The 23,254-nt window shown below is 64.0% G+C and carries 24 protein-coding genes; 13 read left to right on the top strand and 11 right to left on the bottom strand.

Going from position 1 to position 23,254, the window contains the following annotated elements; genetic code table 11:
* Nucleotides 1-148: 148 nt before the first annotated feature.
* Together ACQPXH_RS24375 and ACQPXH_RS24370 are read left to right on the top strand one after the other, a co-directional pair.
* Nucleotides 149-367 (top strand): hypothetical protein, encoded by a 219-nt coding sequence (locus ACQPXH_RS24375; RefSeq protein WP_433598817.1) that lies wholly within the window; start codon nucleotides 149-151, stop codon nucleotides 365-367.
* 77 nt (nucleotides 368-444) lie between these two features.
* Entirely contained in the window at nucleotides 445-918 is a 474-nt protein-coding gene (locus ACQPXH_RS24370) for a hypothetical protein (RefSeq protein WP_433598816.1), read from the top strand.
* Between the two features lie 304 nt (nucleotides 919-1,222).
* On the opposite strand, the gene ACQPXH_RS24365 is transcribed toward ACQPXH_RS24370, so the two are convergent.
* The 6 genes from ACQPXH_RS24365 to ACQPXH_RS24340 are packed head-to-tail and all read right to left on the bottom strand — an operon-like array spanning nucleotide 1,223 to nucleotide 4,308.
* Nucleotides 1,223-2,368, bottom strand: coding sequence for a hypothetical protein (locus tag ACQPXH_RS24365; protein WP_433598815.1), 1,146 nt, complete (start codon nucleotides 2,366-2,368; stop codon nucleotides 1,223-1,225).
* Nucleotides 2,369-2,415: 47 nt separating this feature from the next.
* On the bottom strand, nucleotides 2,416-2,949 hold the full coding sequence (locus ACQPXH_RS24360; RefSeq protein ID WP_433598814.1) for a hypothetical protein: 534 nt from the start codon (nucleotides 2,947-2,949) through the stop codon (nucleotides 2,416-2,418).
* Nucleotides 2,950-3,002: 53 nt separating this feature from the next.
* Complete coding sequence (locus tag ACQPXH_RS24355) at nucleotides 3,003-3,221, bottom strand: hypothetical protein (RefSeq protein WP_433598813.1); 219 nt, start codon at nucleotides 3,219-3,221, stop codon at nucleotides 3,003-3,005.
* Nucleotides 3,214-3,552, bottom strand: coding sequence for a hypothetical protein (locus ACQPXH_RS24350; RefSeq protein WP_433598812.1), 339 nt, complete (start codon nucleotides 3,550-3,552; stop codon nucleotides 3,214-3,216). The genes ACQPXH_RS24355 and ACQPXH_RS24350 overlap by 8 nt, the downstream gene beginning before the upstream one ends.
* Complete coding sequence (locus ACQPXH_RS24345) at nucleotides 3,549-3,830, bottom strand: hypothetical protein (protein WP_433598811.1); 282 nt, start codon at nucleotides 3,828-3,830, stop codon at nucleotides 3,549-3,551. Before ACQPXH_RS24345 ends, ACQPXH_RS24350 begins: the two co-directional genes overlap by 4 nt.
* Nucleotides 3,817-4,308, bottom strand: a complete 492-nt coding sequence (locus tag ACQPXH_RS24340) for a DNA-directed RNA polymerase subunit beta (protein WP_433598809.1) — start codon at nucleotides 4,306-4,308, stop codon at nucleotides 3,817-3,819. The genes ACQPXH_RS24345 and ACQPXH_RS24340 overlap by 14 nt, the downstream gene beginning before the upstream one ends.
* A gap of 536 nt (nucleotides 4,309-4,844) precedes the next feature.
* Here ACQPXH_RS24340 and ACQPXH_RS24335 point away from each other — a divergent pair.
* The 4 genes from ACQPXH_RS24335 to ACQPXH_RS24320 all read left to right on the top strand — a co-directional run bounded on the left by ACQPXH_RS24335 (nucleotide 4,845) and on the right by ACQPXH_RS24320 (nucleotide 9,353).
* The gene (locus tag ACQPXH_RS24335) at nucleotides 4,845-6,110 is read left to right on the top strand and encodes a hypothetical protein (protein WP_433598808.1); all 1,266 of its coding nucleotides are present in this window, start codon (nucleotides 4,845-4,847) and stop codon (nucleotides 6,108-6,110) included.
* A gap of 95 nt (nucleotides 6,111-6,205) precedes the next feature.
* On the top strand, nucleotides 6,206-7,030 hold the full coding sequence (locus ACQPXH_RS24330; protein ID WP_433598807.1) for a phosphotransferase family protein: 825 nt from the start codon (nucleotides 6,206-6,208) through the stop codon (nucleotides 7,028-7,030).
* Nucleotides 7,031-7,661: 631 nt separating this feature from the next.
* Nucleotides 7,662-8,120: a hypothetical protein gene (locus tag ACQPXH_RS24325; protein WP_433598806.1), complete on the top strand. Its 459-nt coding sequence runs from the start codon at nucleotides 7,662-7,664 to the stop codon at nucleotides 8,118-8,120.
* Between the two features lie 12 nt (nucleotides 8,121-8,132).
* The gene (locus tag ACQPXH_RS24320; protein ID WP_433598805.1) at nucleotides 8,133-9,353 is read left to right on the top strand and encodes a cytochrome P450 family protein; all 1,221 of its coding nucleotides are present in this window, start codon (nucleotides 8,133-8,135) and stop codon (nucleotides 9,351-9,353) included.
* A 94-nt stretch (nucleotides 9,354-9,447) separates the two neighbouring features.
* Here ACQPXH_RS24320 and ACQPXH_RS24315 read toward each other — a convergent pair whose 3' ends face one another.
* A complete protein-coding gene (locus tag ACQPXH_RS24315; RefSeq protein ID WP_433598804.1) occupies nucleotides 9,448-10,215 on the bottom strand; it encodes a hypothetical protein in 768 nt (255 codons plus the stop codon).
* A gap of 422 nt (nucleotides 10,216-10,637) precedes the next feature.
* Here ACQPXH_RS24315 and ACQPXH_RS24310 point away from each other — a divergent pair, with 422 nt between their 5' ends.
* Both ACQPXH_RS24310 and ACQPXH_RS24305 read left to right on the top strand, forming a co-directional pair.
* A complete protein-coding gene (locus ACQPXH_RS24310; protein WP_433598803.1) occupies nucleotides 10,638-11,531 on the top strand; it encodes a DUF5995 family protein in 894 nt (297 codons plus the stop codon).
* A gap of 47 nt (nucleotides 11,532-11,578) precedes the next feature.
* Complete coding sequence (locus ACQPXH_RS24305) at nucleotides 11,579-12,835, top strand: vWA domain-containing protein (RefSeq protein WP_433598802.1); 1,257 nt, start codon at nucleotides 11,579-11,581, stop codon at nucleotides 12,833-12,835.
* Between the two features lie 31 nt (nucleotides 12,836-12,866).
* On the opposite strand, the gene ACQPXH_RS24300 is transcribed toward ACQPXH_RS24305, so the two are convergent.
* Nucleotides 12,867-13,142, bottom strand: a complete 276-nt coding sequence (locus ACQPXH_RS24300) for a hypothetical protein (RefSeq protein ID WP_433598801.1) — start codon at nucleotides 13,140-13,142, stop codon at nucleotides 12,867-12,869.
* A gap of 157 nt (nucleotides 13,143-13,299) precedes the next feature.
* On the opposite strand from ACQPXH_RS24300, the gene ACQPXH_RS24295 reads away from it, so the two are divergent.
* The 5 genes from ACQPXH_RS24295 to ACQPXH_RS24275 all read left to right on the top strand — a co-directional run bounded on the left by ACQPXH_RS24295 (nucleotide 13,300) and on the right by ACQPXH_RS24275 (nucleotide 18,085).
* A complete protein-coding gene (locus tag ACQPXH_RS24295) occupies nucleotides 13,300-13,596 on the top strand; it encodes a hypothetical protein (RefSeq protein ID WP_433598800.1) in 297 nt (98 codons plus the stop codon).
* 114 nt (nucleotides 13,597-13,710) lie between these two features.
* Nucleotides 13,711-15,111, top strand: a complete 1,401-nt coding sequence (locus ACQPXH_RS24290; protein ID WP_433598799.1) for a DUF1254 domain-containing protein — start codon at nucleotides 13,711-13,713, stop codon at nucleotides 15,109-15,111.
* Between the two features lie 88 nt (nucleotides 15,112-15,199).
* Nucleotides 15,200-15,919, top strand: coding sequence for a hypothetical protein (locus ACQPXH_RS24285; RefSeq protein WP_433598798.1), 720 nt, complete (start codon nucleotides 15,200-15,202; stop codon nucleotides 15,917-15,919).
* 202 nt (nucleotides 15,920-16,121) lie between these two features.
* A complete protein-coding gene (locus ACQPXH_RS24280; RefSeq protein WP_433603566.1) occupies nucleotides 16,122-17,351 on the top strand; it encodes a cytochrome P450 in 1,230 nt (409 codons plus the stop codon).
* 8 nt (nucleotides 17,352-17,359) lie between these two features.
* Complete coding sequence (locus ACQPXH_RS24275) at nucleotides 17,360-18,085, top strand: TetR/AcrR family transcriptional regulator (RefSeq protein ID WP_433598797.1); 726 nt, start codon at nucleotides 17,360-17,362, stop codon at nucleotides 18,083-18,085.
* Here ACQPXH_RS24275 and ACQPXH_RS24270 read toward each other — a convergent pair.
* From ACQPXH_RS24270 to pabB, 3 genes are all read right to left on the bottom strand, one after another.
* A complete protein-coding gene (locus tag ACQPXH_RS24270; protein WP_433598796.1) occupies nucleotides 18,075-18,839 on the bottom strand; it encodes an SDR family oxidoreductase in 765 nt (254 codons plus the stop codon). The genes ACQPXH_RS24275 and ACQPXH_RS24270 overlap by 11 nt on opposite strands.
* Nucleotides 18,840-18,969: 130 nt before the next feature.
* Entirely contained in the window at nucleotides 18,970-20,922 is a 1,953-nt protein-coding gene (locus ACQPXH_RS24265) for a TerD family protein (protein WP_433598795.1), read from the bottom strand.
* A 209-nt stretch (nucleotides 20,923-21,131) separates the two neighbouring features.
* Nucleotides 21,132-23,216 carry an aminodeoxychorismate synthase component I gene (gene pabB, locus ACQPXH_RS24260; protein WP_433598794.1) on the bottom strand — a complete coding sequence of 695 codons (2,085 nt, stop codon included), beginning with the start codon at nucleotides 23,214-23,216 and terminating at the stop codon, nucleotides 21,132-21,134.
* Between the last annotated feature and the right edge of the window lie 38 nt (nucleotides 23,217-23,254).

Genomic DNA, 23,254 nt, shown 5'->3' with positions numbered 1-23,254 from the left:
ACGGCACGCGGAAAGGGAGCGGCGGCGGTTATCGCGCCGAGCATGGCCCACTTCAGCAGCCGCGTCCGGGCTATCGCATTGGCGTGTGACCTGATCACGCCTACCAAGTTCGTAGCCTGTACCAGCGCCGACCGATTGCGGAGCCGTCATGAGTGAACAGGCTTCCCCGCGACCAGACCTTCCCGATGTGCACCTGAGCGTGTTCGTGCACGGGGTGCGGATGGACTTCGCCGCATGTGTGACCGCTGCACGAACGTTCATCGAAGAGCATCGCGCGCGTCACTACGTCGACGCGGTAAACGTGCTCCCCGGCGACACCACCGGCCTTCAGCGCCTCCCGAATGAGCGGCTGTACCTCCCACCGTGAGATGAGACACTGATCTGCGGGTTGCGAATCGCAAGAGCGCCAACGGAATTCTTGGACGAACCGAAAGGGAGAACGGCATGGGCGGCGGGGACCAGATCGGAATGGATTTTGGCGATGTTGACCTGGCCAAGGTCAAAACACCGACGCCACCCGGGCCACCGGAATGGGTTCACTGGTTCCGACAAATGGATGCACAGCTGGAGAAATTCGCCACCGAGGCTATTCCAGGTTTGCCGGAACCGATATGGTCGGACGCCGCAATAGATCGGGTTGCAGCAGCTTTCAGCGAGTTCTTTCCCGACGAGGCCTCCGTGACAGATCCTGAAAAGTCTGATATCGCTGATCAATTCGTCCGTTGGATCGGTGAATGCTACGTACATCGTCGCGGTATGCAGTGGTATAATCACCCTCACGCTTCAGGCGGCCTGTATCAGGGATTCGGCCCGGCAGTGCAGGAACCCGGCAACGAAGCCGAGACAGCCTTCGTGGTCGAAATATTGGAGTGGGCCGGTCACGATGATCTCAACTATGTGAGGCATGTGCTCGGCTGACTGCCGGGTTTGTTCGATAGTCTTTGACCTACGGGGGCGGGTTGAACCTTGTCCGACTACGACGATCAACGTCGGAAAGACGCTAAACATTTCCATCACGGAATGGCGCATCAAAGGGGCGAGACACCGGAAAAAGGTTGGCGTCACGAGCGGGACGTTTGGACGCCGGATGGCTATCGTCGTATGGATTCGTCGCGCGTAGTCGACAAGGATGATAAACGATTCACCGAATATATTAGATAATTCCTTCCCGCATCGATCGCGTTCCACAGTTCGAATGTCGGAAAGTCACGTAGTGGGTTACTTACTGCTCGCCGCGAACTCGGCCTTCGCGTTCACGTTCGGCTCGTTCACGTTCGCGTTGCTGGTGTATCGACCGGTCCCGTTCGGACTCGGCGTGTGCTCGGGCCTGGGCGGCATCGATCATCTTGGGTGGATCGCTGCTGTTGAGTCCCAGGATGCCCATCATCTGCGGCGATAGCCCATTCTCTTTCGCCAGCGCTCGCGCGTTGTCGCGTTCCTGTATCGCTCGCGCCAAGGCGTCGTCGCGTTCGTGCTCCGGGGTTCGCTGCGGTGGGGGTGGCGGTGCCGGGGGCTCGTGGCCGCGGGTGGGTTTGATCTCGAGGACTACGCCTTTGCGTTCGTTGTCTCGCTCGTCCCTCCGCGCGGCCAGAACTTGATCTTTCCGCGCATCGCTGAGGTAGCCGCCCACACTGTCGACCACCTCCCGCGCTTGCGCTTCCTCACGCTCGCGGACCTCTCGTGCCTTCGGCGCGGGATCGATGCGTTCTCTGGCGACAGTGGGTGGTTTCGCTTTGCCCGGGTCGTTTTCTCGGGCGTGTGCGTCTGCGGGTTCTCGTTCGACCGCTCTGCTCTGGGTCGGTTTCTCCGCTCTCTCCCGCTCCTGACGCTCTTTCTCTAGCTGCCGCGCATCGCGCTGGCGTTGCTTTTGCAGGCGCGCCTGCTCACCGACACCGGGCAATTCAAGTTGCGGAGCCGGTTCCCTTTCCAGTCCCCGCGCCCAAATCTCGCGTGCATCATCTCGCGCGATGATCTGGTGCGTGAACTGGTCCGGAAATCGTTCTTCGAGTTCTCTGATCAGTACCTGTACATCTTTCGAAATGAACTCGCCTTCGACAGTCCGCAGTATATGGTTGTGATTCTCGTCCTCTCCGAGGATGTCTCGGACGACTTCCAGCTGCTTGACGTCTTTCTTACTGTCGACTCTCCCCGACTTCTCTTCGATGGTGTGAGTCTCGCCGTCGCGTTCCCTTATCTTGTCGAACTCGGTTCGGCCCGAGTCTGTTTCGTACCCGCGCGACTGCTGTACATACCCGTTGTCACGATCACGGAAGAAGCTTTCGGCCCCGTTCTCGAATATCCTTCCGCGCGTGTTGTTGTCGATGTTGTCGCGGTCTTTGTAGTACCCATCCGGCCTAACAGAACCCACCCCCCGAGGTGTGGAACGTCGTAATTAATGGTTCGTGCGGCGAACCGTCACATGGCGGACGAGATCTCCTCGCGACGCTTTTCCTCGTGATAGGTCGCGTATTCACGCAACGCCGACGCGAAGTGGGAGAACATGCCGTCATCGACTTCAGGGTGATAGTTGATCATTCGACGCATCAACCCGAACACCGTATCCGCGTCTTCGTCGTAGGTGTCCATCAGCAGGGCTGGATTGACGTGGTCGTAAAACGATTTCTCGCGACCGAACCATTTGAACTCGACCCATTTCGCGCCAGCGAACTTGATGAAACATTCCCCGATGAAGCAAATGAACGCATCAGCCATGTCGGCGTTCTCAGGGGCCATAGCGGTAGCCATATCCGGGAAGAGGCCCGCAACAATGGGATTGAGCCGTTTTACCTCCGCCGAGTCTTCCGGCCACGGCTTCGATGGAATGCGCTGCAACCCGGCATAGTCCAGGAACTTGCGGACCTGCGCTGCTCGCCGGTCCGGGTCGACCCACTTACCCCACTCGGTCTGTTCGACTTCGAAATCCATACCCAGCTGTTCATCATTCCCCACGCTGATGCCTCCGGTCTTCTCGTCGCGGCCCGTATCGGTGTCAGTGTTTCATCTCACGGTGACAGGTAAAGCCGTTCGCATGGAAGGCGCTGGTAGCCGCTGGTGTCGCCCAGGTCGACTGTGACGGCATCGGCGAAATGCCGCGCCTGGTGCTCGTGCACGAAGATCAACGCGGCGGTGAGACACGCCGTGAAGTCGAACCGCGCACCGTGCAGGAAAACTGACAGGTGGACATCGGGATCACCTGGTAGTGGCGAATTCTGTTCACTCATGGCGCGGGCTCCGTGATCGGTCGGTGCCCGTGCAAGCAACGAATCTGTGAGGCGTGATCAGGTCACACGCCACAGCGATAGCCCGAACACGACTACTGAAATGGGCCATGCTCGGCGCGATAACCACTACCGCCCCCTTGCTGCGCGCTGTGCCCACGATGAGCGCGGTCGGCATGAACGTGTCATCGCCGATGGTGACCAACCCCGTCAGGGTGTAGCCGCGACGCTGCGCCAACTCGGTGATCACCCGTTCACCCCGCAACAGGTGCGGGCCGGTCACATCGAGGGACAGCACACCGATTGCCTTGGGAGCCAATGTATTTGCAGTCATGGCCGCTGCTCCTGTGGCAGCGGGACCGATGCCGAGTCGTCGGGCGTGAAGTCGTCAACGTCGTTCACAACCCGCACCCCGATCCACGGACACGGCAACGGTGACAGCATGTCCGTGATGCCGTAATGGTCGCCGATCTTCCCGTCGACCAGCGGTGCCATGGTCATGCAGAACCGCGACGGGCACTGCACCGACTCCAACTCCCCGGTCGCGCCGTTGAAGCTCCCAATCCCGCACATCGACAGCTTGATCCACGGCCCGCAATCACATGCAGACATGAGCGGCCCACCTCCGCACGGGTCGATACGGTCCTGAACACGCGCGGATCGCATCGACCACCACAAGCCCGGACGGCCGGAACGTGCACCGGGGCGGTTCGATCCAGCGCCGGAACTGCGCGCCCGTGTCGGCTGGCGACGGCAAAGCGACGGTGCCACCGGTCCGCACCACCGACACATTCAACCGGAACATCTCCGCGAACAAGCGGACATCATCAGGGATGTCCGGCCTGACCAAGTATGTCCACCGGTTCGAGCGCGGATGCGACAGAATCGGACCAGTATCCCAATCATGATGCTGCATACGGACTTTTACCGATTGTCCGAGGTCTGCCGGAAGCATAAGCGCCCACACATGATCGGCCTTCATGACAATGCGGCCCAGATGCGGCGGATCGACGGTCGCAGGCAGATCAGACACCCGCCGGTAGAAGTGGCAGCGCGACAGCGGGGTGTCGCCAAAGGTGTTGTGGTCCATTGGATTAGGCCCTCTTATCGTCGCGGTTAGTGTTGGTTCGCCCGGTGCTGGGGGAGTCGACACCCCGGCACCGAGACGACTCAGCGAACGCGGGTTGGCCCGCCCACTCTCGGACGGCACCCGCGAAGCGCTCGACTACATCGGCCGGTGCGCCGACATACATTGCTGGCGGCCCGACGAATGGAACGCGATGCGGGTAATCCTCAGCGTTCATGGCGACACCGCCCGCTGGTAGAAGACCTGCCGCAGTATTGTCGTCATCGCCGTCCTCGTCGGACCAACTCATCCCGCGCCTCCCTGCTGACTCATTGGTAAGCACCCGACGCCAGGCAGGCGCGAACAAACGGGCGGCAATTCGAGTCGGTGCCCGATGAGGGGAACGCCGTCTGCCCGTGCCGGGTACTGGATCACAGCCTGCGCTGGAATGTTGGAAGCAATAAGGCATAGGACCGGCATTCTCACGGCATTTTCTGATCACCCACCTGCGCCCTGGGTAGCCTGGCACCACGATTCACTGACATATTCGGGAGCAGCTGATGATCGGTCTCGTGTGGACGGGTGTCGAAGTGGCGTGCCTACGCGAGGCGACGTTGTACGGCGTCGATGAGTTCGCACGCAAGATCGGTTGCGCACCGCGAACGATCCGAAACTGGGAATCGAAAGGTCCACACGCGCAGCTGAATCCGAGCAGCAAACGCCTACTCGAGGATGAATACCGAAAACTGGACGAGGCCCAGCGACAGCGTTTCGAAGCTGCCTTGTCGCAGGCTGGCCGCCTCCCGACCGCACCAGCCTTGCCGAGCATCATCCAAGCCGTCCCCACTCTGCCGGGCGAGGCCGATCTTCTCTCCGCTCTCGACAACGTTCGTGTCGTGGTCGACCAGACCCTGTCGAAATGCACCGTTACCTCGGCGCGCGTCGAGTTGATCGAGGAGCGCGTCTCCGATCATGTGCTGGAATACACAACTACCCCGCCCGCCTCAGCGCTGGCCGATATTGCGCCGGACCTGCTCGAAATACAAACGCTCGCCACTGAACGGCAACCCGCAGCCATCCAAGCCCGCCTGTCCGAGGCATCTGCGGTACTGGGTTTGCTGACTGCCGACGCGTTGATGAAACTCGGCGAGATCGGGCGCGCGAACTACTGGTACGGCACCGCGCGCCTCGCGGCAGATGACAGCCCCAACCTGAGACTGCGCGCCCGAGTTCGTGCTCAGCACGCAATGTTGCCGTACTACTACGGCGACATCGACAAGACCGTTGCACTGGCCCAGGCAGCGCAGGCGCTATTGCCGAATATCGCATGCGACGAGACTGCCCTTGCTGCGGCAGCCGAGGCGCGGGCCTTGGCCCGCATCGGAGACGATTACGGTGCCGAACAAGCGATGACCAAGGCACAACGACTCACCGACGCTTTAGCGAGCAACAGCAGCGACGAGGCATTCCGGTTCAACGCCAAGCGGCTGCTGCTCTACATGTCTGGAACACTGACGTACATGGGGCGCATCGCTCGAGCTCGCCGCGTTCAAGACGAGGCGCTGAAGCTCTACCAACCAACGTCGGTAGTCATCGACCCAGCGTTGATCCAACTCGACGCCGCAGTCGGCTACGCCATGGGCGGCTCGGGAAACGACGGTTGCCAATTGGCGGCGCACGTCCTGCAACGACTGCCGAACGAGCACCGGACGCGCATCGTCGTCACCCGTGCCACCGATGTTCTCGAAGCCCTACCCGCAGGGAGCCGACAGCTCAGCGCAGCCAGTTCCCTGCGCGAACTCGTCAGTGCCGAGACTGCACAATGACACGGGGAGGCATCGAACCCACTCGTCTCACTGAGTCCGACTTCACCCCCACCCGGACACGAGCTGTCCTCGAATCCTCTTGCCGTATAGCCGGATTGGACACAAGCGGCGCAACATTGCTTCGCCACCACACCAACGCCGTTTATGCGCTCGCGAGTTCGCCAGTCGTGGTAAAGATCAGCAGACCCGATCACAACGAGCACATCGACGTCGTCGGGCTTGTGCGATGGCTCGAGCGGGAATCGGTGCCGACCGTGTCTCTGATCGACACCGATCAACCTCTCCAGATCGCGGGCTGTCCAGTCACCTTCTGGCGTTATCTCGACCAAAACGGAATCGTCAGCGCAGCCGACCTTGCAGAGCCGCTGGCCAAGCTTCATTCACGCCCGACCAAACCACCGATCCAACTGCCAGACCAGCAAATTCGACATACGCTCGTCGCAATCGGTAACTCGATCGACACCAGTCCCATCCTGTCGGCCGACGACCGTACGTTGCTGCACGCCCGACGAGAAGAACTGGCCCGGCAGGCACCCGAGATCCGATATGAGCTGTCCTCCGGGGTGATCCACGGCGACGCGCATCATCGCAACGCGCTATGGGATCAGCAATCCGGACGAGCCGTACTGTGCGACTGGGAAAGCGCTGCAATCGGCCCGCCAGAATGGGACCTCGTCACGATCGAAGTTCACTGTCGACGCTTCGATCATCCGCTTGATGAGTACACGCAATTCTGTCAACGGTATGGGCTCGATATCCGGGAATGGTCGGGCTATGCATGGTTGCGAGATCTTCGGGAACTACGCATGATCACCACCAACGCCCGCAAGTCGGCTCCAGGCTCTACCGCTGCCGCCGAGGTCTTGCGACGGGTCGAGGCGTTACGCGCCGATGCCCGGATCACGTGGCACATTCTGTGAGCCGCAGGCGCGGCATCTCCGTCACACCCAGAAAGCCCCGTCCACCGCTCCGCCGTCACGCACATCTACCTGCGTAAACTCCACTCCTCCCGTCGTCGCGCACCGGCTCGAGCGAGCATTTGAGGAGTGCGTAAACCCCCGAGGACTGCGCTGCGAGCCGACCTTCGATCAGAGACGTGAATCAATAGCAGCTCAACATATTTGCCGGTTGCTCGGGGTATGCGGGCATTGCGGTCGGATCTGGAGAGCGTTCTTCCGGATACTGATAACGTGGGCCGGGTCGTCGAGTTCTGGGCGGCTGGTGGGGCGTCCAGTGATTGCGCGCCGAAATCGCTTGTCCTGCAGGGACTGTGGGGTGACCGCAGTCGACTGTGGTTGCCTGGCCAGGGTCCGAGTTCTCGACGCGGACCTCATGGCCGGGGTCACATACGGTCGGCGTCGCGAGGAGGGCTGAACTGAGTGCTGTGGCCGCAGGCTGTGTTATCGCCGCGGTGCTTCCATTGATCCTGGCCTTCTTGCTGATCCAACGTCTGGAGTCACGCCCTTGACTACGCCATCGTCAATTCACGCCACCGCGACCGGAGTTTGCCCCGCCCTGCACGGCTCACCGCTCGATCCAGATGAGCCCCGAGTGCTGTTGCACACGCCGGAGTTCGCCGCCGATCCGCATCGGGCCTATCGGGAGGCTCGCAGTCAGTACGGGTCGCTGGTGCCGATGGAGTTGGCGCCTGGCGTGCCCGCCACCCTGGTGGTCGGGTATCAGACCGCGGTGCGAATCCTCTATGATCCGGAACACTTTCCGGCGGATCCGCGGCATTGGGAACAGACGGTTCCCGACGACTCACCCGTCAAGCCGATGATGATGTGGTACCCGAACGCATTACGCAATGCCGGGGCGGCGCATGCTCGCTACCGGCAGGCTTACACCGGCAGCATCGACGGAATCGATCTGCACGAACTGCATTCGACGGTCGAGCAGATCGCCATCCCGGTGATCAACACCTTCTGTGAGGCAGGCGAGGTCGACCTGGTCACCCAGTACGCGCTGCCGGTCGCTTTTCCTCAGTCCCCTCCGCTGCCCGTTTACTGAAGGAGATAAACGATGGAGCATGAACCGCTGGTCCTGGATCTGACCGGCGCCGATATCCAAGGCGAGAACGAGCGGATCCGGGAGCGCGGACCGGTCGCGCTGGTCGCGCTGCCCGGCGGCGTGCCCGCGTGGTCGGTGACCGATGCCGCCGTGCTCAAGGCTCTGCTCGCCGATCCGCGAGTATCGAAAGACGCACGGCAGCATTGGTCTTCGTTCATCAATGGCGAGATCACCGAGGAGTGGCCGCTGCTTCCGTGGATCGCGGTCGACAATATGTTCACCGCGTACGGCACGGACCATCGCCGCCTGCGCAAGCTGGTCTCGCCCGCGTTCACGCACCGTCGCACCACGGCGTTGCGCCCGCGGATCGAGGCGATCACCGAGGGTCTGCTGAATGCGCTCGCGGCCACTCCGAAGGGCGAGGTGGCCGATCTGCGCGAGGGTTACGCCTATCCGGTGCCGATCGAGATCATCACCGAAATGATGGGTGTGCCCGAACATCTCGGACCCGGTCTGCGCACATGTGTCGACGGTTTCTTCGATACCTCGTTCGGCCCCGAGGAAGCGCAGGCCAACTACCTCGAGATGTACCGCCTCGTCAGCGAACTCGTGGCCTACCGGCGCGAGACCCCGGGCGACGATGTCACCAGCGTCCTCATCGCCGCCCGCGACGAGGACGACGGCTCGCAGCTGAGCGAGAAGGAGCTCGTCGACACGCTGATGCTGGTCATCAATGCCGGTCACGAGACCACGGTCAATCTGCTCGATCAGGCGATCTTCATCCTGCTCACCCATCCCGAGCAGCACGCCGATCTGGTCGAGGGGCGGGTGCCGTGGTCGGATCTGGTGGAGGAGACGCTGCGCTACGAGGCGCCGGTCGCGCACCTGCCATTGCGCTATGCGGCCGAGGATATCGAGCTCGGTGAGATCCGAATTCCCAAGGGCGAGGCGATTCTGGCGTCCTACGCCGCCGCGGGCCGCGATCCGAACCTGCACGGAGCGACCGCCGCGACGTTCGACCTGTACCGGGTCAACAAGGAACATCTGTCCTTCGGGCACGGTGCACACCACTGCATCGGCGCCCCGCTCGCGCGACTGGAGGCGACGATCGCTCTCCCGGCCATCTTCGAGCGCTTCCCGAATATGCGCTTGGCCGTGGATCCGGCGGAATTGGCGCCGGTCGGCAGTTTCATTTCGAACGGACATCGGGCGCTGCCGGTTTTTCTGGACTAGATCGTGGTCGGGGTGCCGCGCGGCGGCACCCCGACTCGATCGATCCGAGTAGCTGCGGCAACGGTCATCTCCGACAATCGCCGCGCGCCGCGCGTCATGAGATCGTCGGTTGCTCCTCGGTTGGTATCGGGGTGACGGCACCGTGGACAACTCCGACCGCCGCGCCCGCGGCGGCGCCGGCCGCGGCGGCCGGGACGGCGATCACCGCGTAGCCGATGGCCGCGCCGATAATGGGGACGACCACCAAGCCCGCTGGGAGGAATGGGATCCCGGCGATGAGACCTGCGCCCGCGCCCACGACGGCACTGGTGGCGGCGAGCGGACTCGCCAGGGTGGAGCCCACCGACGCCCCTACGACCGCGTCACCCACTACAGCACTGGCGATTTGGTCGGAACGCGCGCGTTCGACGCCTGCCGACTGCAGGCCTTGGGACAGCGCGGATTCGGTGCCTGCCGAAGCGTCATTGATCTGGGTGGCCAGTTCGGGCGGCAGAAAGTCCGGGCGATCGACCTGGATATTGCCGACACGGATGTGATTGGTGGCCTGCGGGACTTGTTCCGGCTGTGCCGCGTTCGGACTGCCCGGCACCGTGGCGTCCGGCTCGGCCACCGATGCGGTGGCGTCGCGCAGCGGCAAGGCCGCGAATACGGCGGGGTCGTCGACCGGAGCCGATGGATCGGCGATGAGCGCCAGGCCATATGGAGTCCACGAGGGCGTCGCGGTGCCGAGTGGTTGCGACTCGGCGCTAGCAGGTGTGGTGCTGATCAGGGCGGCGGACAGGGGAAGCGCACTGGCCAAAACCAGTGTGGCTGTCCGTCGACGGATGAGACGAACCGGACGTGTGGGTCGATGTTTACCCATGGATTACCTCATTCCGAACATCGATGATTACTTACCTACATTCGGAACAGTCCGCCTTTCGGATGAACCCATTTTTGTCGAGCCGATTCGGCCCGGTGCGGGCGCACCGGGCCGAATCGACTCGGATCAGGCCACGGCGACCAATCGGGCCACATTGGCCGACTCGTCGTCGGCGGCCTTGGCTGCCAGTTCGGCCTCGACCCGCTCGCGGTAGCGGGTGATTTCGCGGTCCGCGCTCGCGGCATCCCAGCCGAGTCGCAGGACGAATTCGACAACTGGAAACGCGCCGTGGCACTGACCTTCGGCTGGTCCCGCTCGAAGCGCTGAGGTGTGGTGATTGCCCGTCCACTACGGTGACCGCGAATTCGTGGGTCGACGTGTCACTGGTCGGCGGAAACCTGAATGGCCCTTAGACTTCGGCGGTGCGAGCATCTTTGCGAGCGGCCGTCCTCGGACTGATCGCCGCGATATTCACGATGAGCGTCGGGTCGACGCCGATGGCCATCGCGGAGCCGGTTGCCCCGGCGTTCTGTGGCACACCGCTGTCGGCGGACGAACTCGATACCATCGCTCGACTCTCCGATACCAGCACGTTGATCGGAGATGCGTTGCAGCGCTTGGAGACCGCGGTAGCGCGCCACCGGGAGATCACCGAAATCCTGGTCGCGCACCGAGATCGACGCGGGCTGTTTCCGCTCGGGCTCGACGGTGTGGAGCAGTCGGCGGTAATGCCGTTGCAGCGCGATCCGAGTGCTTTCCTGGATCCGGCGTACGCGCACGCGATCAGCTTGGAATTGCTGCGGCGGTTCCTGGTCAATGTGCACGCGGCGTTCACCGGCGCGCCGGTCGAGCCGCAGTGGGCGCGGTATTTCGAGCTCGCTCGCCGGTGTGAGGTATCGCCCGCCCGTGTCGCCATGGCGGGCTACAACGCGCATTTGAGCGTGGATCTCGCGCATTCCGTAGCGACGGTCGAGAGTAAGCCGGAGAACGCGCCCGACTACTTCGAGATCGTCGACGCGATCGCGGCCTCCGGACAGGTGATCATCGACCGGACCAAGGAGATCTACAACGGCGATCTCGGTCCGCTGTGGCGGTTCTATTTCGTCGGCGAGGGTCTGGACCTGCTGCTCGGTGCGGGCGTGGCGACCGGTCCGCTGCTGCGGGCCGCCGATATCGGCTACAACGTGGTGATCTACGGCAATGGCCTGGCGCTGGAGGACCCCGGACTGCACGACGCGACCGCGGCGGAGATCCGGCTGCTCGACGATTCCGTCGAAACGGCGTTGGATGTATTGACACTGCTCAGGGGTTTGTGAGACGCCTGATCTGTACGGGTTCGATCGGGTACTGCAAGGAGTTCGCAGTGGGCATATCACTCGTCAAGGGACAGAACGGTCCGCTCGCGGCATCGAATGTCGTTGTCTCGGTGCGATCCATCGCCGCGGCCGATGTCTCGGCACTACTGGTGACCGAAGCGGGCCGCGTTCGCACCGACGCCGATTTCGTCTTCTTCAATCAGCCCCAGGCGCCCGGTGTCGAGTTGCGGTCGGGAACGCCTGCGGCGCTGATTGTTTCCGCGGCCCACGTGCCCGCCGATATCGCCCAAATACGTGTGGTAATCACATTGGACGAATCCGGGGCAACCTTCGGGCAATTTGCGCCGCCGATTGCGACCGTTGCCGACGGATTCGGAAATGCGCTCTACGAGTATGTAATCGATGGACTCGACAGCGAGTCCGTCGTCATCGCACTGGAATTATATCGGCGTAAATCCGAGTGGAAGGTCCGCGCGGTCGGGCAGGGTTATGCGGGCGGATTCGCCGCACTGATTACCGATCACGGCGTAAGCGTCGACGACGAGCCCGTGCCGATCACTGCTCCCGCCGCTGCGGAGGTCCGCACCGTCCCGGGCGAAGCCAGACTCTCCTTCGAGAAGCGCGCTGTACTGGACCTGCGCAAACGCGAAGTCGCCAAGGTCCTGATCAACAAGAACGCCTTCGGAATTCGCGCCCGCGTCATCCTGGTCATCGACAAAACCCTCAGCATGAGCAGGCAATACAGCAAACAGGTCGTGCACCGCGTTGTGCAGCGGATGATCCCGGTGGCGACCCAGCTCGACGAGGACGGTGCCCTGGAGGCATACCTCTACGCGCTGTCCTTCGCGAAACTGCCCGATATCACTGTCGAGCACGGCGAGGCATGGGCCCAGACCTTCTTGCACCTCACCGGCACTCACCAGGGCATCGACTACGCCAGGATCGGCGGTCGCAACGACGAACTGCCGATCATGCGTGACATCATCGCCTCGCTGCGGCCCGGCGATGCGCCGACCCTGGTGCTGTTCTTCACCGACGGCGGCTTCGCGAAGAAGCGTGAGATCGCCGCACTCATGCGCGATGCGTCCCGACTGCCCGCTTTCTGGCAGTTCGTCGGCCTCGGTAGAGCCAACTACGGCCTGCTGCGCACTCTCGACGAAATGTCGGACCGGGTCGTGGACAATGCGGGCTTCTTCGCCCTCGACGACATCGACCAAGTGGACGACGCGCAGCTGTACGCCCGGTTGCTGGGCGAATTCCCGGACTGGCTGCGCGCGGCCGGGCTGGCTGGCATCCTGCGCTGAATCGTGCCGGTCCGCAGTCGAAGTCGCGGACTCAGCCGATGACGGCGTTCATGATGGTGCCCGCACTGGTGGCGACGACACCGCCGATCATGGCTCCGGCCACCATCTTCGGGGATTCCAGACCGCCGCCGCTCCACTTCTCCCAGGCGAAGCGGCCACCTGCGTAGATGATGGCGACTATGCCTGCGAGCAGCACGAACCAGGTGAAGTAGCGGACCAGTTGAAGAATCTTGTCGGACACCGGAGGGGCCTCGGGAGTGGGATTGCCGATCTGTGCCCAAGTGTCGTAAACGGTGGCCAGGATCATCTCGTGTTGCTCATTCTGGATGCGGGACAGGGGGTTAACGCGCTCTCCGACAGATGGTATCGGTTTCTCGGCGACCGTGCAGTCACGATGCCTGCACGCTTGCGAGACCACTCGATGTGCGGATCATGGAAAGGGCGTGATAGTCGAGGAGTAGACGATGAACATCTATCTGATGTCGATCGGCGATGCCTATGCGACGTCGGCGCAGATCCAGAATCCGACGCCGCAAGCTCCGCCGCTATCGGACAAACTGCTGCAGATGGTGCGCTATCTGACCTGGTTTGCCCTGCTGTCCGGAATAATCAGCATCATCTATGCGGGCGGCCGGTTCGCCTGGGAGAAATGGAGCGGCGGTGCGATGCAATCTCCGAAGATGGTGGCGGGAGCCATGATCGGCGGTGTCGTCGCCACCAGTGCGGGCACGATTATGAATTCGATTCTCGGCACCGGCTGACCGGCGAAAACCCGGCCGCGTCGCCGCTTGCCCGAATTACGGCAAATATGTGGCTATACTCCCGCTGATCTCTCTCGAAGTTGTCCGACCTGATCGGGAAAGTAGGGAGAAGGCATGAGTATGTCGCGGCGATCTGTGCTGCTGGCCGGTGCCGTTACGGGCGCGGGCCTGGTCGCGTGCGGCAAATCGACGAATTCCGATAATGTGGCGAGTTCTGGCAGTGCGCCGCCGAATGATCCGCGTTCGATCGCTACCGACGCCTATATCTATGGATATCCGCTGGTGCTGATGGATGTCACGCTGCAGTCGAATACCGCTGCCGTGCCCGCCAACCAGATCTGGGCCGTCAGTTCCGTGAATCCCGCGATGAATACGGTGGTCATGCCGAATATCGACACCCTGTATGCCACAGCCTGGCTCGATGTGGGTGCCGAACCGGTGGTGCTACAGGTTCCGCCGATGGACGGCGACCGGTACTGGCTCATGCAGATCATGGACGCTTGGACCAACACCACCCACAACCCCAGCAGTGTCGCACCACGGGTGCGCGCCGGTCAGGACCCGCCGTACGGCTACGTGATCACCGGCCCGAATTGGTCTGGTGCGCTGCCGGATAACCTGACCAGATTGGCGATGCCCACCGCGACCGCGTGGTTGATCGGTCGCATCGAGCTGCGCGGCCAGGCCGATTTCGCCGCCGCGGAGAGCGTGCAGCAGCAAGTGCTGCTCGCACCGCTGAGCGCCTGGTTGCGTGGTGAACGGCCGAACCCGGTGATCAATCCCGTTATGGCCGCCCCGATCGCACCGCCCCAGCAGGTTGCGCGGATGGACGGGCGTGCCTTCTTCGACCGGCTCTGCACACTTATGCTCACGAACCCGCCCGCCCGCGACGATGCCCCCGCGCTGGAGCGGTTTTCGAAGATCGGCATCCGGCCGGGCGGCACGGTCGGCGCTGCGCCGGTCGCCGACCTCAACGCCGCGGTGGCGGCGGGCCAGATGCGCATCCCGGACTATGCCAATCCCAAAGCGAGACGAGAGAACGGCTGGGGTTTCGCGACGAACCTCGGCACCTACGGCACCGATTACTCACTGCGTGCCTCGACCGCGTGGACCGCACTCGGTGCGAATCTGCCGGAAGACACCGTCTATCCGGAGATCAGTGCGAATGCGGGTGAGCAGGGTGCGCCGCGCTCGTACCGACTGCATTTTCCCTCGGGCCAGACGCCGCCCGCGCGAGCCTTCTGGTCGCTGACCGCCTACACCGCGGAGCGCTTTCTGGTGCCCAATCCGGCGGGCATCTTCTCGGTCGGTCATCAGCGTCCGGTTGTGCCGCTGCCGGACGGCTCGCTTGAACTCGCCGTCCAGGCGGCGGACCCGGGAAGTGATGTGCCATACGGCAATTGGCTGCCGATACCGGAAACCGGCACCTTTCGGCTCGCGCTTCGGCTGTATGTGCCCGAGCAGCGGGCGCTCGATGGTCACTGGCAACCGCCGAGTCTGAACCGAGTCGGATGAAGGAGATGTACGAACGCTCGATGTCTCTGCTGAGCCGGTCGTCTTGTCGGGCGTCGTCCTGACCGTACTGCGATAGGAGCGAGAAACTATGGGCCGCTTGGCTTTCCCGATCTCGGTCGCCGCCGCTGCGATGCTGGTATTCGCCGCGCCCGTCGCCGCCGCCGAGGTGGGTGATGAGGACGGTGTGCCGTCGCGAACCGCGTTCTCCTTCCGTTCGGTGCTGCCCGGCGTCCAGTGGGGCACCAGCAACGAACACGAGATGCGCACCGGATTGTCGCTGGTAAAGCTCTATATGGTCGACTACGCGCTGCATCACGGCGATGGGTCGGCTACGGATCTGGCGTTGGCGGAGCGGATGATCCGCTATTCCGACGACTCCGCGGCCGACGAACTCGGCGCGAAGTATCCGCAGGCGCTCGACGCCATTGCGGCGGAGTACGGCCTGACCGCTACCAAATCGGGCCCGGCCTGGGGCATGTCGTACACCAGCACCGCGGATGTGGCCAACTTCCTGGCGACCAAGAAGCGCACCGAGCCCTGGTCGCCGATCTTCGGCTGGATGGCCGCGGCGGGCGAACAGGCGGCCGACGGCACCGCACAGGACTGGGGGACCGCACGGCTGCCCGGCGTCCAGGGCAGCAAGTGGGGCTGGTCCGACAGCGGGCCGCTGGAGGTGGCCTCGGCATCGTTCGGCCAGACTTTCGCGGTCGCGGCACATACCCGCGGCACACCTGAGGATCAGACGGCCGATGTCAGCGCGACCGTGCCGTTTTTGCTATTTGCTCTGGTCGCGCGTGTGACGGGATAGGCGGCGGTCAGTCGTCGCCGTCCCAGGTCCAGTGCGGCACCTCTAGGCTATCGCCACTGAAGTTAACGGGGTTTACTAAACACTATTCACAAAACACGGGTTGTGTGGTTTTATCGGCTTCGGAACGTGTCCACACAGTTCTTGCCCGCCCCGCCGGCACCGCTGGCAGCCCAAGTCAGACCGGTAGGAGATAGCCGTGACCGTGACCACGCCGTCGATTCCCGCGGGATTCGACTTCACCGACCCAGATCTGCTGTCCACCCGCCTGCCCATCCAGGAATTCGCCGAGCTGCGCCGGACCGCCCCGGTCTGGTGGTGCGCGCAGTCCGGCCGGGCCAGCGGCTTCGATGACGGCGGCTACTGGGTCATCTCCAAGCTCGACCACATCAAGGAGATCTCGAAGAATCCGGAGGTGTTCTCCTCGCACGAGAACACCGCGATCATCCGGTTCAACGAGGAAACCACCCGCGAGCAGATCGACATGCTCGGCAATATGCTGATGCTGAATCAGGATCCGCCGCAGCACACCAAGACCCGCCGCATCATCGCCAAGGGCTTCACCCCGCGCGCGGTGGAGAGCCTGCGCGCGGCGCTCACCGAGCGTGCGGCTCGAATTGTGCACGAGGCCAAGCAGACCGGTCGCGGCGACTTCGTCGAACAGGTCGCCTGCGAACTGCCGCTGCAGGCCATCGCCGAACTGCTCGGAGTGCCGCAGAACGACCGCAAGAAGCTGTTCGACTGGACCAACCAGATGATCTCCTATGACGATCCGGAGTTCGACGGCAATCACCACACCGCCACCGCCGAGGTCATGGGCTACGCCTGGAATATGGCCGAGGAGCGGCGCAAATGCCCGGCCGACGACATCGTCACCCAGTTGATCAATGCCGATATCAACGGCGAGAACCTGGGCTCGGACGAATTCGCGTTCTTCGTGATCCTGCTGTCGGTCGCGGGCAACGAGACCACCCGCAACTCGATCACCCACGGCATGAAGGCCTTCGTCGACAATCCGGAGCAGTGGGAGCTCTACAAGCAGCAGCGCCCGCGCACCGCGCCCGATGAGATCGTGCGCTGGGCCACCCCGGTGACCGCCTTTCAGCGCACCGCCACCCAGGACACCGAGGTCGGCGGCCAGGAGATCAAGAAGGGACAGCGCCTCGGGCTGTTCTACAGCTCGGCCGATTTCGACGAGGACGGATTCGAGAATCCGTTCACCTTCGATGTGCTGCGCAACCCCAACCCGCACGTCGGATTCGGCGGCACCGGCACGCACTACTGCGTCGGCGCCAACCTGGCCCGGCTACAGATCGATCTGATGTTCAACGCCATTGCCGATGTGATGCCGAACCTGCGTCAGGTCTCCGATCCGGTGCGGTTGCGCTCGGGTTGGTTGAACGGCATCAAGCGCTGGGAAGTCGAATACGCTTGAATTCTTTCATGAACAGCGCCAAGCCGCGGGGGCGGGCACCGGTGGTTTCGGATGCGGATATCCGGCGGGTGGCCCGCGCTCTGCTGGTCGAGCACGGGCCCGATGCGGTCACGCTGCGGGCGATCGCGCGCGAACTCGGCATTACCGCGCCCGCGCTGTACCGGTACTACAACTCGCGCGAGGACCTGCTCGAAAATCTGCGCCTGGAGTTCTGTGCGGACCTCGCCGCCGAGTTGTCCGAGCAGATCGCGACGCTGCCCGACGACGGCGCGGTGCAGTTCTTCGCTATCTGCAAGGGGTTTCGGCGCTGGGCGCTGGCGCACACCAGGGAATTCACCCTGGTGTTCGCCTCGCCGGGCGCGGGCCGCGCGCGCATGCTGCGCCGGTTCGACGAACCGTTCGGCCGGATCTTCCTCGCCGCAGCCGGGCGACTGCTGGCGACCTACGATGTCGTGACGCCACCGACCGATGTGATTCCGGCGGAGCTGCGCGATGACCTCGTGCTGTTTCAAACCGAGCTGCTGGCAGCGCTTTCGGAGTCCGGACAGAAATTTCCGGCCGAAAAGCTCGACCTCGGCGTGACGTATCTGATGATCCAGATCTGGGCCCGGCTCTACGGGCACGTCACGCTCGAGGTGTTCGGGAATTATCCGATCCCGCTGTCGAATCCGGAGATCCTGTTCGAGGCGATGCTGGCCGATCTCGGGCGCACGGCCGGGTTGATCAGCGAGTGATTCGGCGAGACAGCCATTCGGCGTAGCCGATGCCGATCGCGTCGCCGTTTCCGTGCAGGCAGAGAGCGCCCGACCGCAGGGCACGTCCGGCGCGCCCCGGGATGGGTACGGGCAGCGGGAGCAGCTTGCGGCCGATGTGTTCGCGGTAGATATCGGCCAGTTCGGTGAGGGTGTGCACGGTGGGTCCGGCGATATCCGGGATGCGCCCGGCCGGACCGTTGTCCACCGCGTCGGCGAGCCTTGCCGCGACGGCGTCGACGTCGATCGGCTGTACCTTCGCCGTCGAGCGCGGTGCGAGCCGCCAGCGCGCCGACAAGGCCAGGATATCGGTGACGAGTTCGTGGAATTGGCTGGCGCGCAACAGTGTCCAGGGAATCTCACCGGTAGTGACCACCTGTTCCTGGTCCACCTTCGTGTTGTAGTAGCCGAAGGGAACGAGATCGCAACCGACGATGGAGATTTCGACGTGATGGCCGATGCCCGCCTGCTTTTCGGCCGTCAGTAGTCGGCGCACGCCGTCCACCATGACCGATCGGGTCCGGCTGCGGGCGCTCACCGCGTCGACGACGGTGTCGCAGCCCTCCAGTGCGGATTCCAGGCCGGAGCCGGTGGCGAGATCCGCGGACCGGTGCTCCAGGGTTCGATCCGCCGGAGCGGTTCGGCTCACCACGCGGACCCGATGTCCGCGTGCGCTCAGCTCTCGTACTACCCCGGCTCCCAGTACCCCGGTTCCGCCGATTACCGCTACCTGCATTGATCCTCCCAAACGGCTCTGTTCGGTATTGGACGCTACGGTGACACGCCGGACCGCTCAACGTGCTTCTTCGCATATGCATTGTTCGCCACATCGGTGTTCCGGTGCGTGATTGCGTGCGGTATCCGCATCAGATTCGCGCACCCTTGGCGCGGTTGCAGGCGCGGCAGAGGATCTGCAGATTGGTCGCGCTCGTCGCGCCACCGCGGCTGAGCGGGATGATGTGATCGAATTCGAGGTAGTGACCGTCGCCGCATTCGACGCATTTGCCGCCGTCACGTTGCCACACCTCGGCCTTGACCTCCTGCGGGATGCTGCGCGTGTCGCGCTGCCCGGGCGTCAGCACCAGGCGTTTGGCGACCCGCAGCGCACCCTCCAGCGCGGCCGCGACGTAATCCGCATCATCGACGTCGAAGATGGCGCCACCGCGGGACGAGGTCGCCGCGACGACCACCGAACGCTGCTCGACATGCACCGACACCACCCGGTTCCACGGCAATTCGGTGCCGGTATCGGTACCGACGAACCGCAGCTTCTTATTGCTGGCGATCAGCCTGCCATCGGTGAGTTTCGGGCCCTTGGCGAGCAGGCGGATGTGCACGGCGGGCAGATCCACGTGCACCTTCTCCTCCGGATCCAGATGCAGGCCGGGCGTGCGCACCACCGGTAGATCCCCGCCGCGCAACCGCGATAGGGTGCGCCCGCGATGCATCCGTCCGCGCAGATCCTCGACCAGCGGTCCGCCGAGCGCCAGCTCTTCGATCGCGTACTCGAACGCCTCGAACTCGGACTGCTCGATCTCGCCATCGGCGAATGCGAACGCGACCAGTCGCTCGACATAGTTGAGCGCCACATCCCGCAGCGCCGCCCGGCCCAGGCCCGCATCGATTCGCTGATACCGCAACGACGCCCACAACGCATTCCACTCCGCACCGCGCGGTCCGGCCGCGGTCAGCGCCCGCCAGGCCTGGGTATGCCAGTGGGTCAGGAATTCCTCGATTTCATGCGCGCAGCTCTGACACGGCGCGAGCCCGCCGAACAGCTTGCGGCGCCGGGGATTTCCGCATCGCTCACAGCTGCGTGGGCCAGGTCGGCGCCGTTCGTATGTGGCACTGGTCCATTCGGCCCCATCCCACCAACGCAGCCGCGAGGGATTCTCGGGATCCGAATGCCAGTCCGCGCGTTCGGGATTCGGCGGTGCTGGTGTCGGCGGTTCGACCTCGTGCCGCTGGCGCTGAAGGTCGACCGGCCTGCCCGGTAGCGGCCGGGCAGGCCGGTCGTCGGCCAAGTCGGCGCGATGGTCGGCTCGGTCTCGGGGGCCGGTGGCGGCGGTGCGGTGGCCGGCCTGATCTCCGCGGTGCGCGCCGAGCGTCCGTGGTCGGGCCGGTGCTTCGTCGGGGCGATCATACTGCCCATTCGGGTCTGCGTGTGTGCCGTCCTGCTCCCAGGACGCGGTGTCGAGCTGCTGAGGACCGGGTGATCCGGCCAGCGCCGTGCCAGTCGAGACACGTTGCTGCACTGGAAAAGTGGGTAGCCGATTCGCGTGTGCCGCGCGGGAGCGATCGGGTGTCGGCTCGTCCGGGCCGTCGATGGTGACGCCGAATTCGGTGACGAGACCGGGGAGCCCACTGTCCCAACCCTGGCCGATCGCACGGAAGCGCCACTGGCCGTCGCGGCGGTAGAACTCGCCGAACATCATCGCGGAGACCGCGTCGGGATCGGTGATCTCGAACCGGGCGATCGGCCCGTGCGCGGCCTCGATGGTGAGGGTCAGATCCGCGATATCGCCGAAGGTGCCGTCGTCGATCGATCCGGTGACCACGATCCGCGCCACATCCGATTCGGTGCGCGGTAGCGACACGCTCAGGCGCGCCGTGCCGGGTGTCGGCTCTTGATCGAGCGTCACCGCCTGCGACATATGTCGGGGTGCATTGAAGAACACCAGATCCCGATCTGTGCGCACCGTCCCCGCCTCCGCCAGCAACAGCGCGTGCGCATCCACCGTATGCCCCGACCGCCATGAAACAACCACGGCAAGAAGGGAAGTCGGCACCGCCGCATTGGCCCCTTTACTGAGTTTCATCGTGCTCGAACTATGCCACGAACCACCGACACGCCGACTTCGGCGGTCCATACCTTCGGCGATGCGAGCGAGTGTGCGCCGACGCGACACAAACCGGGCCGTCGGGGCTATCCGGTCTCGGTCTCCTCGGTCGTTTCACCGGCAAACCCGCCGAACCTCCCGCGCCTCCCGCACCCCCGAAGCGCACCCGCCGCCGCAAATAACCGGGCTCAGTGGGGCGCGGCGCGGTGGGTGGCGGCGGCCTTGAGCAGGGTTTCGCGGTATTCGTCGTCCGGGTCCGAGTCGAGGACGATGGCGCCGCCCGCCCCGATGCGCCAGTGGCCGTCGTGGCGGACCGCGGTTCGGATGACGATATTGAGGTCGGCGGTGCCCCCCAGACCGAGGAAACCGATGGTGCCCGAATAGATACCGCGCGCTTCGGTTTCCAGCTCGTCGATGATCTCCATGGTCCGCAACTTGGGCGCCCCGGTCATCGATCCGCCCGGGAAACACGCACGCAGACAATCGATCACATCGACATTCGGCCGCAGCGTGCCGCGCACGGTGGAAACCAGTTGGTGCATGGTCGTATACGTCTCGGTGGCCATCAATTTCGACACGTGCACACTCCCGACCTGGCAGACGCGGCCCAGGTCATTGCGCAACAGGTCGACGATCATCAGGTTTTCGGCCCTGGTCTTCGGACTGTCGGCCAGTTCGCGCCGCAGCCGCTCGTCCTCGGCAGCCGTGGTCCCGCGCGGCGCGGTGCCCTTGATCGGCCTGCTCTCCACGGTGCGGGCGCGGTCCACCTTCAGGAAGCGTTCCGGTGAGGAGCAGGCGATTTCGAGATCGTCGAATCGCAGATACGCCGCGTACGGTGCGGGATTGCAGCGGCGCAGTGTGCGGTAGAAGTCGAGTCCATCCGCTTCGGCGGCCGCCATGGATGCGGTGTCGGTCAGGCAGATTTCGTAGGATTCGCCCGCATGCAGCCGCTCCTGGCAGACGGCGATATCGGCGAGATACCGCTCGCGCCCGCGGGCGAACAGCGGTGCGACGGCGGCGGTATTCGAGCGCACCTCGAGTGTCGGCGGATTCGCCCACGTCGGGAGGGATTCCAGGATCTCGCGGGTATCGCGCAACCAATCCGCGCCCGCCCGAAGGGCTTCCGGCGTGGGATCGGTGAGTGCGAGCAGATGGGTGCGCCCGCCGACATGGTCCACGACCACGATCCGATCGGCGAAGATCCACTGTGCGTCCGGTGTCGAGGCGCGATGCGCTGCATTCGCACCGCAATCGGCCTTCACCTCATAGCCCAGGTATCCGACGTAACCACACGCGAAATCGAAAGGCAGATCGGGTAGTTCGGTATGTCTGAGGTGTAGCTGCCCGGCGAGATAGTCGAGAATTCCGCCTGGTACGGTCCGCCGGTTCCCGTCCGAGGATTCGACCGTCACCTTGCTCTCGCCGACCCGGTAGCGGATCACTTCGGCCAGTGGTCCGCTCGCATCGCCGAGGAAGGAGAACCGATCCAGTCCAGGTTCGACATGTTCGCTGTCGAGCCAGAATGCGGTGGGGGAGTTGCCGTATAGCCGGAGGAACGCGGCCTCGGTATCGATCGCCCGCTCGATCACCGCGTGCCGCAGCTGCCAGGAGCGCCGGGATTCGCGGAACTCGTGTCTACCCATCAGCGGCTCGGCATTCTCGAACGGCGCGATGATGCTCGATCGAATCCGCCGGCCCGCAGTAAGTTTCGCGAAATTGCCGAGCAATGCCGCACCGTACTCGCTGGCAATCGACTCGGGATGGAACTGCACCCCCCACTGCGGTCTGTTCCGGTGTCGCACACCCATGATCACCCCATCGGCCGCGACGGCGGTGATCTCGAGGCTGTCCGGCAACGGCCGCTGTGCGGACAGCGAGTGGTAGCGCACCGCGGTGAACCCCTCGGGCAGCCCGGCGAAGAGTTCGTCGCCGTCGTGCTCGATGTGATCGAGATAGCCGTGCCGCGCGGTGGGCGCGGTCGTGACGATGCCGCCCGCCACGACGACGATGGCTTGATGTCCGAGACAGACGCCGAGCAGCGGCAATTCGGTCTCGCGGATCACCGTCGCCGAGATGCCGATATCTCGGCCGACATCCGGGCGACCCGGCCCGGGGGAGATGACGACATTGTCGAAGCGCTCCAGCCGCAGCCGCGCGATATCGTCCACCCCGTCATTGCGCACGACCGTGGGTTCTTCCCCGTTCACCTCGCTGATCAGCTGATAGAGGTTGTAGGTGAACGAGTCGTAATTGTCGATCAAGAGCGTGCGCATCGTGCTCCGAACCCTACGCCGCGCCGGCCGAAGCAAAC

Source organism: Nocardia sp. CA-135953 (assembly GCF_050955735.1).
GTDB lineage: Bacteria > Actinomycetota > Actinomycetes > Mycobacteriales > Mycobacteriaceae > Nocardia.
Note: the sequence above shows the minus strand (reverse complement) of the source record. Positions and strands in the feature narration are given on the sequence as shown.

What these genes read in the sequence shown, in the direction of transcription:
- ACQPXH_RS24375 (WP_433598817.1), top strand. Translation starts at nt 149, where the DNA reads ATGAGTGAACAGGCTTCCCCGCGACCAGACCTTCCCGATGTGCACCTG.
- ACQPXH_RS24370 (WP_433598816.1), top strand. Translation starts at nt 445, where the DNA reads ATGGGCGGCGGGGACCAGATCGGAATGGATTTTGGCGATGTTGACCTG.
- ACQPXH_RS24355 (WP_433598813.1), bottom strand. Translation starts at nt 3,221, where the DNA reads ATGAGTGAACAGAATTCGCCACTACCAGGTGATCCCGATGTCCACCTG.
- ACQPXH_RS24350 (WP_433598812.1), bottom strand. Translation starts at nt 3,552, where the DNA reads ATGACTGCAAATACATTGGCTCCCAAGGCAATCGGTGTGCTGTCCCTC.
- ACQPXH_RS24345 (WP_433598811.1), bottom strand. Translation starts at nt 3,830, where the DNA reads ATGTCTGCATGTGATTGCGGGCCGTGGATCAAGCTGTCGATGTGCGGG.
- ACQPXH_RS24340 (WP_433598809.1), bottom strand. Translation starts at nt 4,308, where the DNA reads ATGGACCACAACACCTTTGGCGACACCCCGCTGTCGCGCTGCCACTTC.
- ACQPXH_RS24335 (WP_433598808.1), top strand. Translation starts at nt 4,845, where the DNA reads ATGATCGGTCTCGTGTGGACGGGTGTCGAAGTGGCGTGCCTACGCGAG.
- ACQPXH_RS24320 (WP_433598805.1), top strand. Translation starts at nt 8,133, where the DNA reads ATGGAGCATGAACCGCTGGTCCTGGATCTGACCGGCGCCGATATCCAA.
- ACQPXH_RS24315 (WP_433598804.1), bottom strand. Translation starts at nt 10,215, where the DNA reads ATGGGTAAACATCGACCCACACGTCCGGTTCGTCTCATCCGTCGACGG.
- ACQPXH_RS24300 (WP_433598801.1), bottom strand. Translation starts at nt 13,142, where the DNA reads ATGATCCTGGCCACCGTTTACGACACTTGGGCACAGATCGGCAATCCC.
- ACQPXH_RS24295 (WP_433598800.1), top strand. Translation starts at nt 13,300, where the DNA reads ATGAACATCTATCTGATGTCGATCGGCGATGCCTATGCGACGTCGGCG.
- ACQPXH_RS24290 (WP_433598799.1), top strand. Translation starts at nt 13,711, where the DNA reads ATGAGTATGTCGCGGCGATCTGTGCTGCTGGCCGGTGCCGTTACGGGC.
- ACQPXH_RS24285 (WP_433598798.1), top strand. Translation starts at nt 15,200, where the DNA reads ATGGGCCGCTTGGCTTTCCCGATCTCGGTCGCCGCCGCTGCGATGCTG.
- ACQPXH_RS24275 (WP_433598797.1), top strand. Translation starts at nt 17,360, where the DNA reads ATGAACAGCGCCAAGCCGCGGGGGCGGGCACCGGTGGTTTCGGATGCG.
- ACQPXH_RS24270 (WP_433598796.1), bottom strand. Translation starts at nt 18,839, where the DNA reads ATGCAGGTAGCGGTAATCGGCGGAACCGGGGTACTGGGAGCCGGGGTA.
- ACQPXH_RS24265 (WP_433598795.1), bottom strand. Translation starts at nt 20,922, where the DNA reads ATGAAACTCAGTAAAGGGGCCAATGCGGCGGTGCCGACTTCCCTTCTT.
- pabB (WP_433598794.1), bottom strand. Translation starts at nt 23,216, where the DNA reads ATGCGCACGCTCTTGATCGACAATTACGACTCGTTCACCTACAACCTC.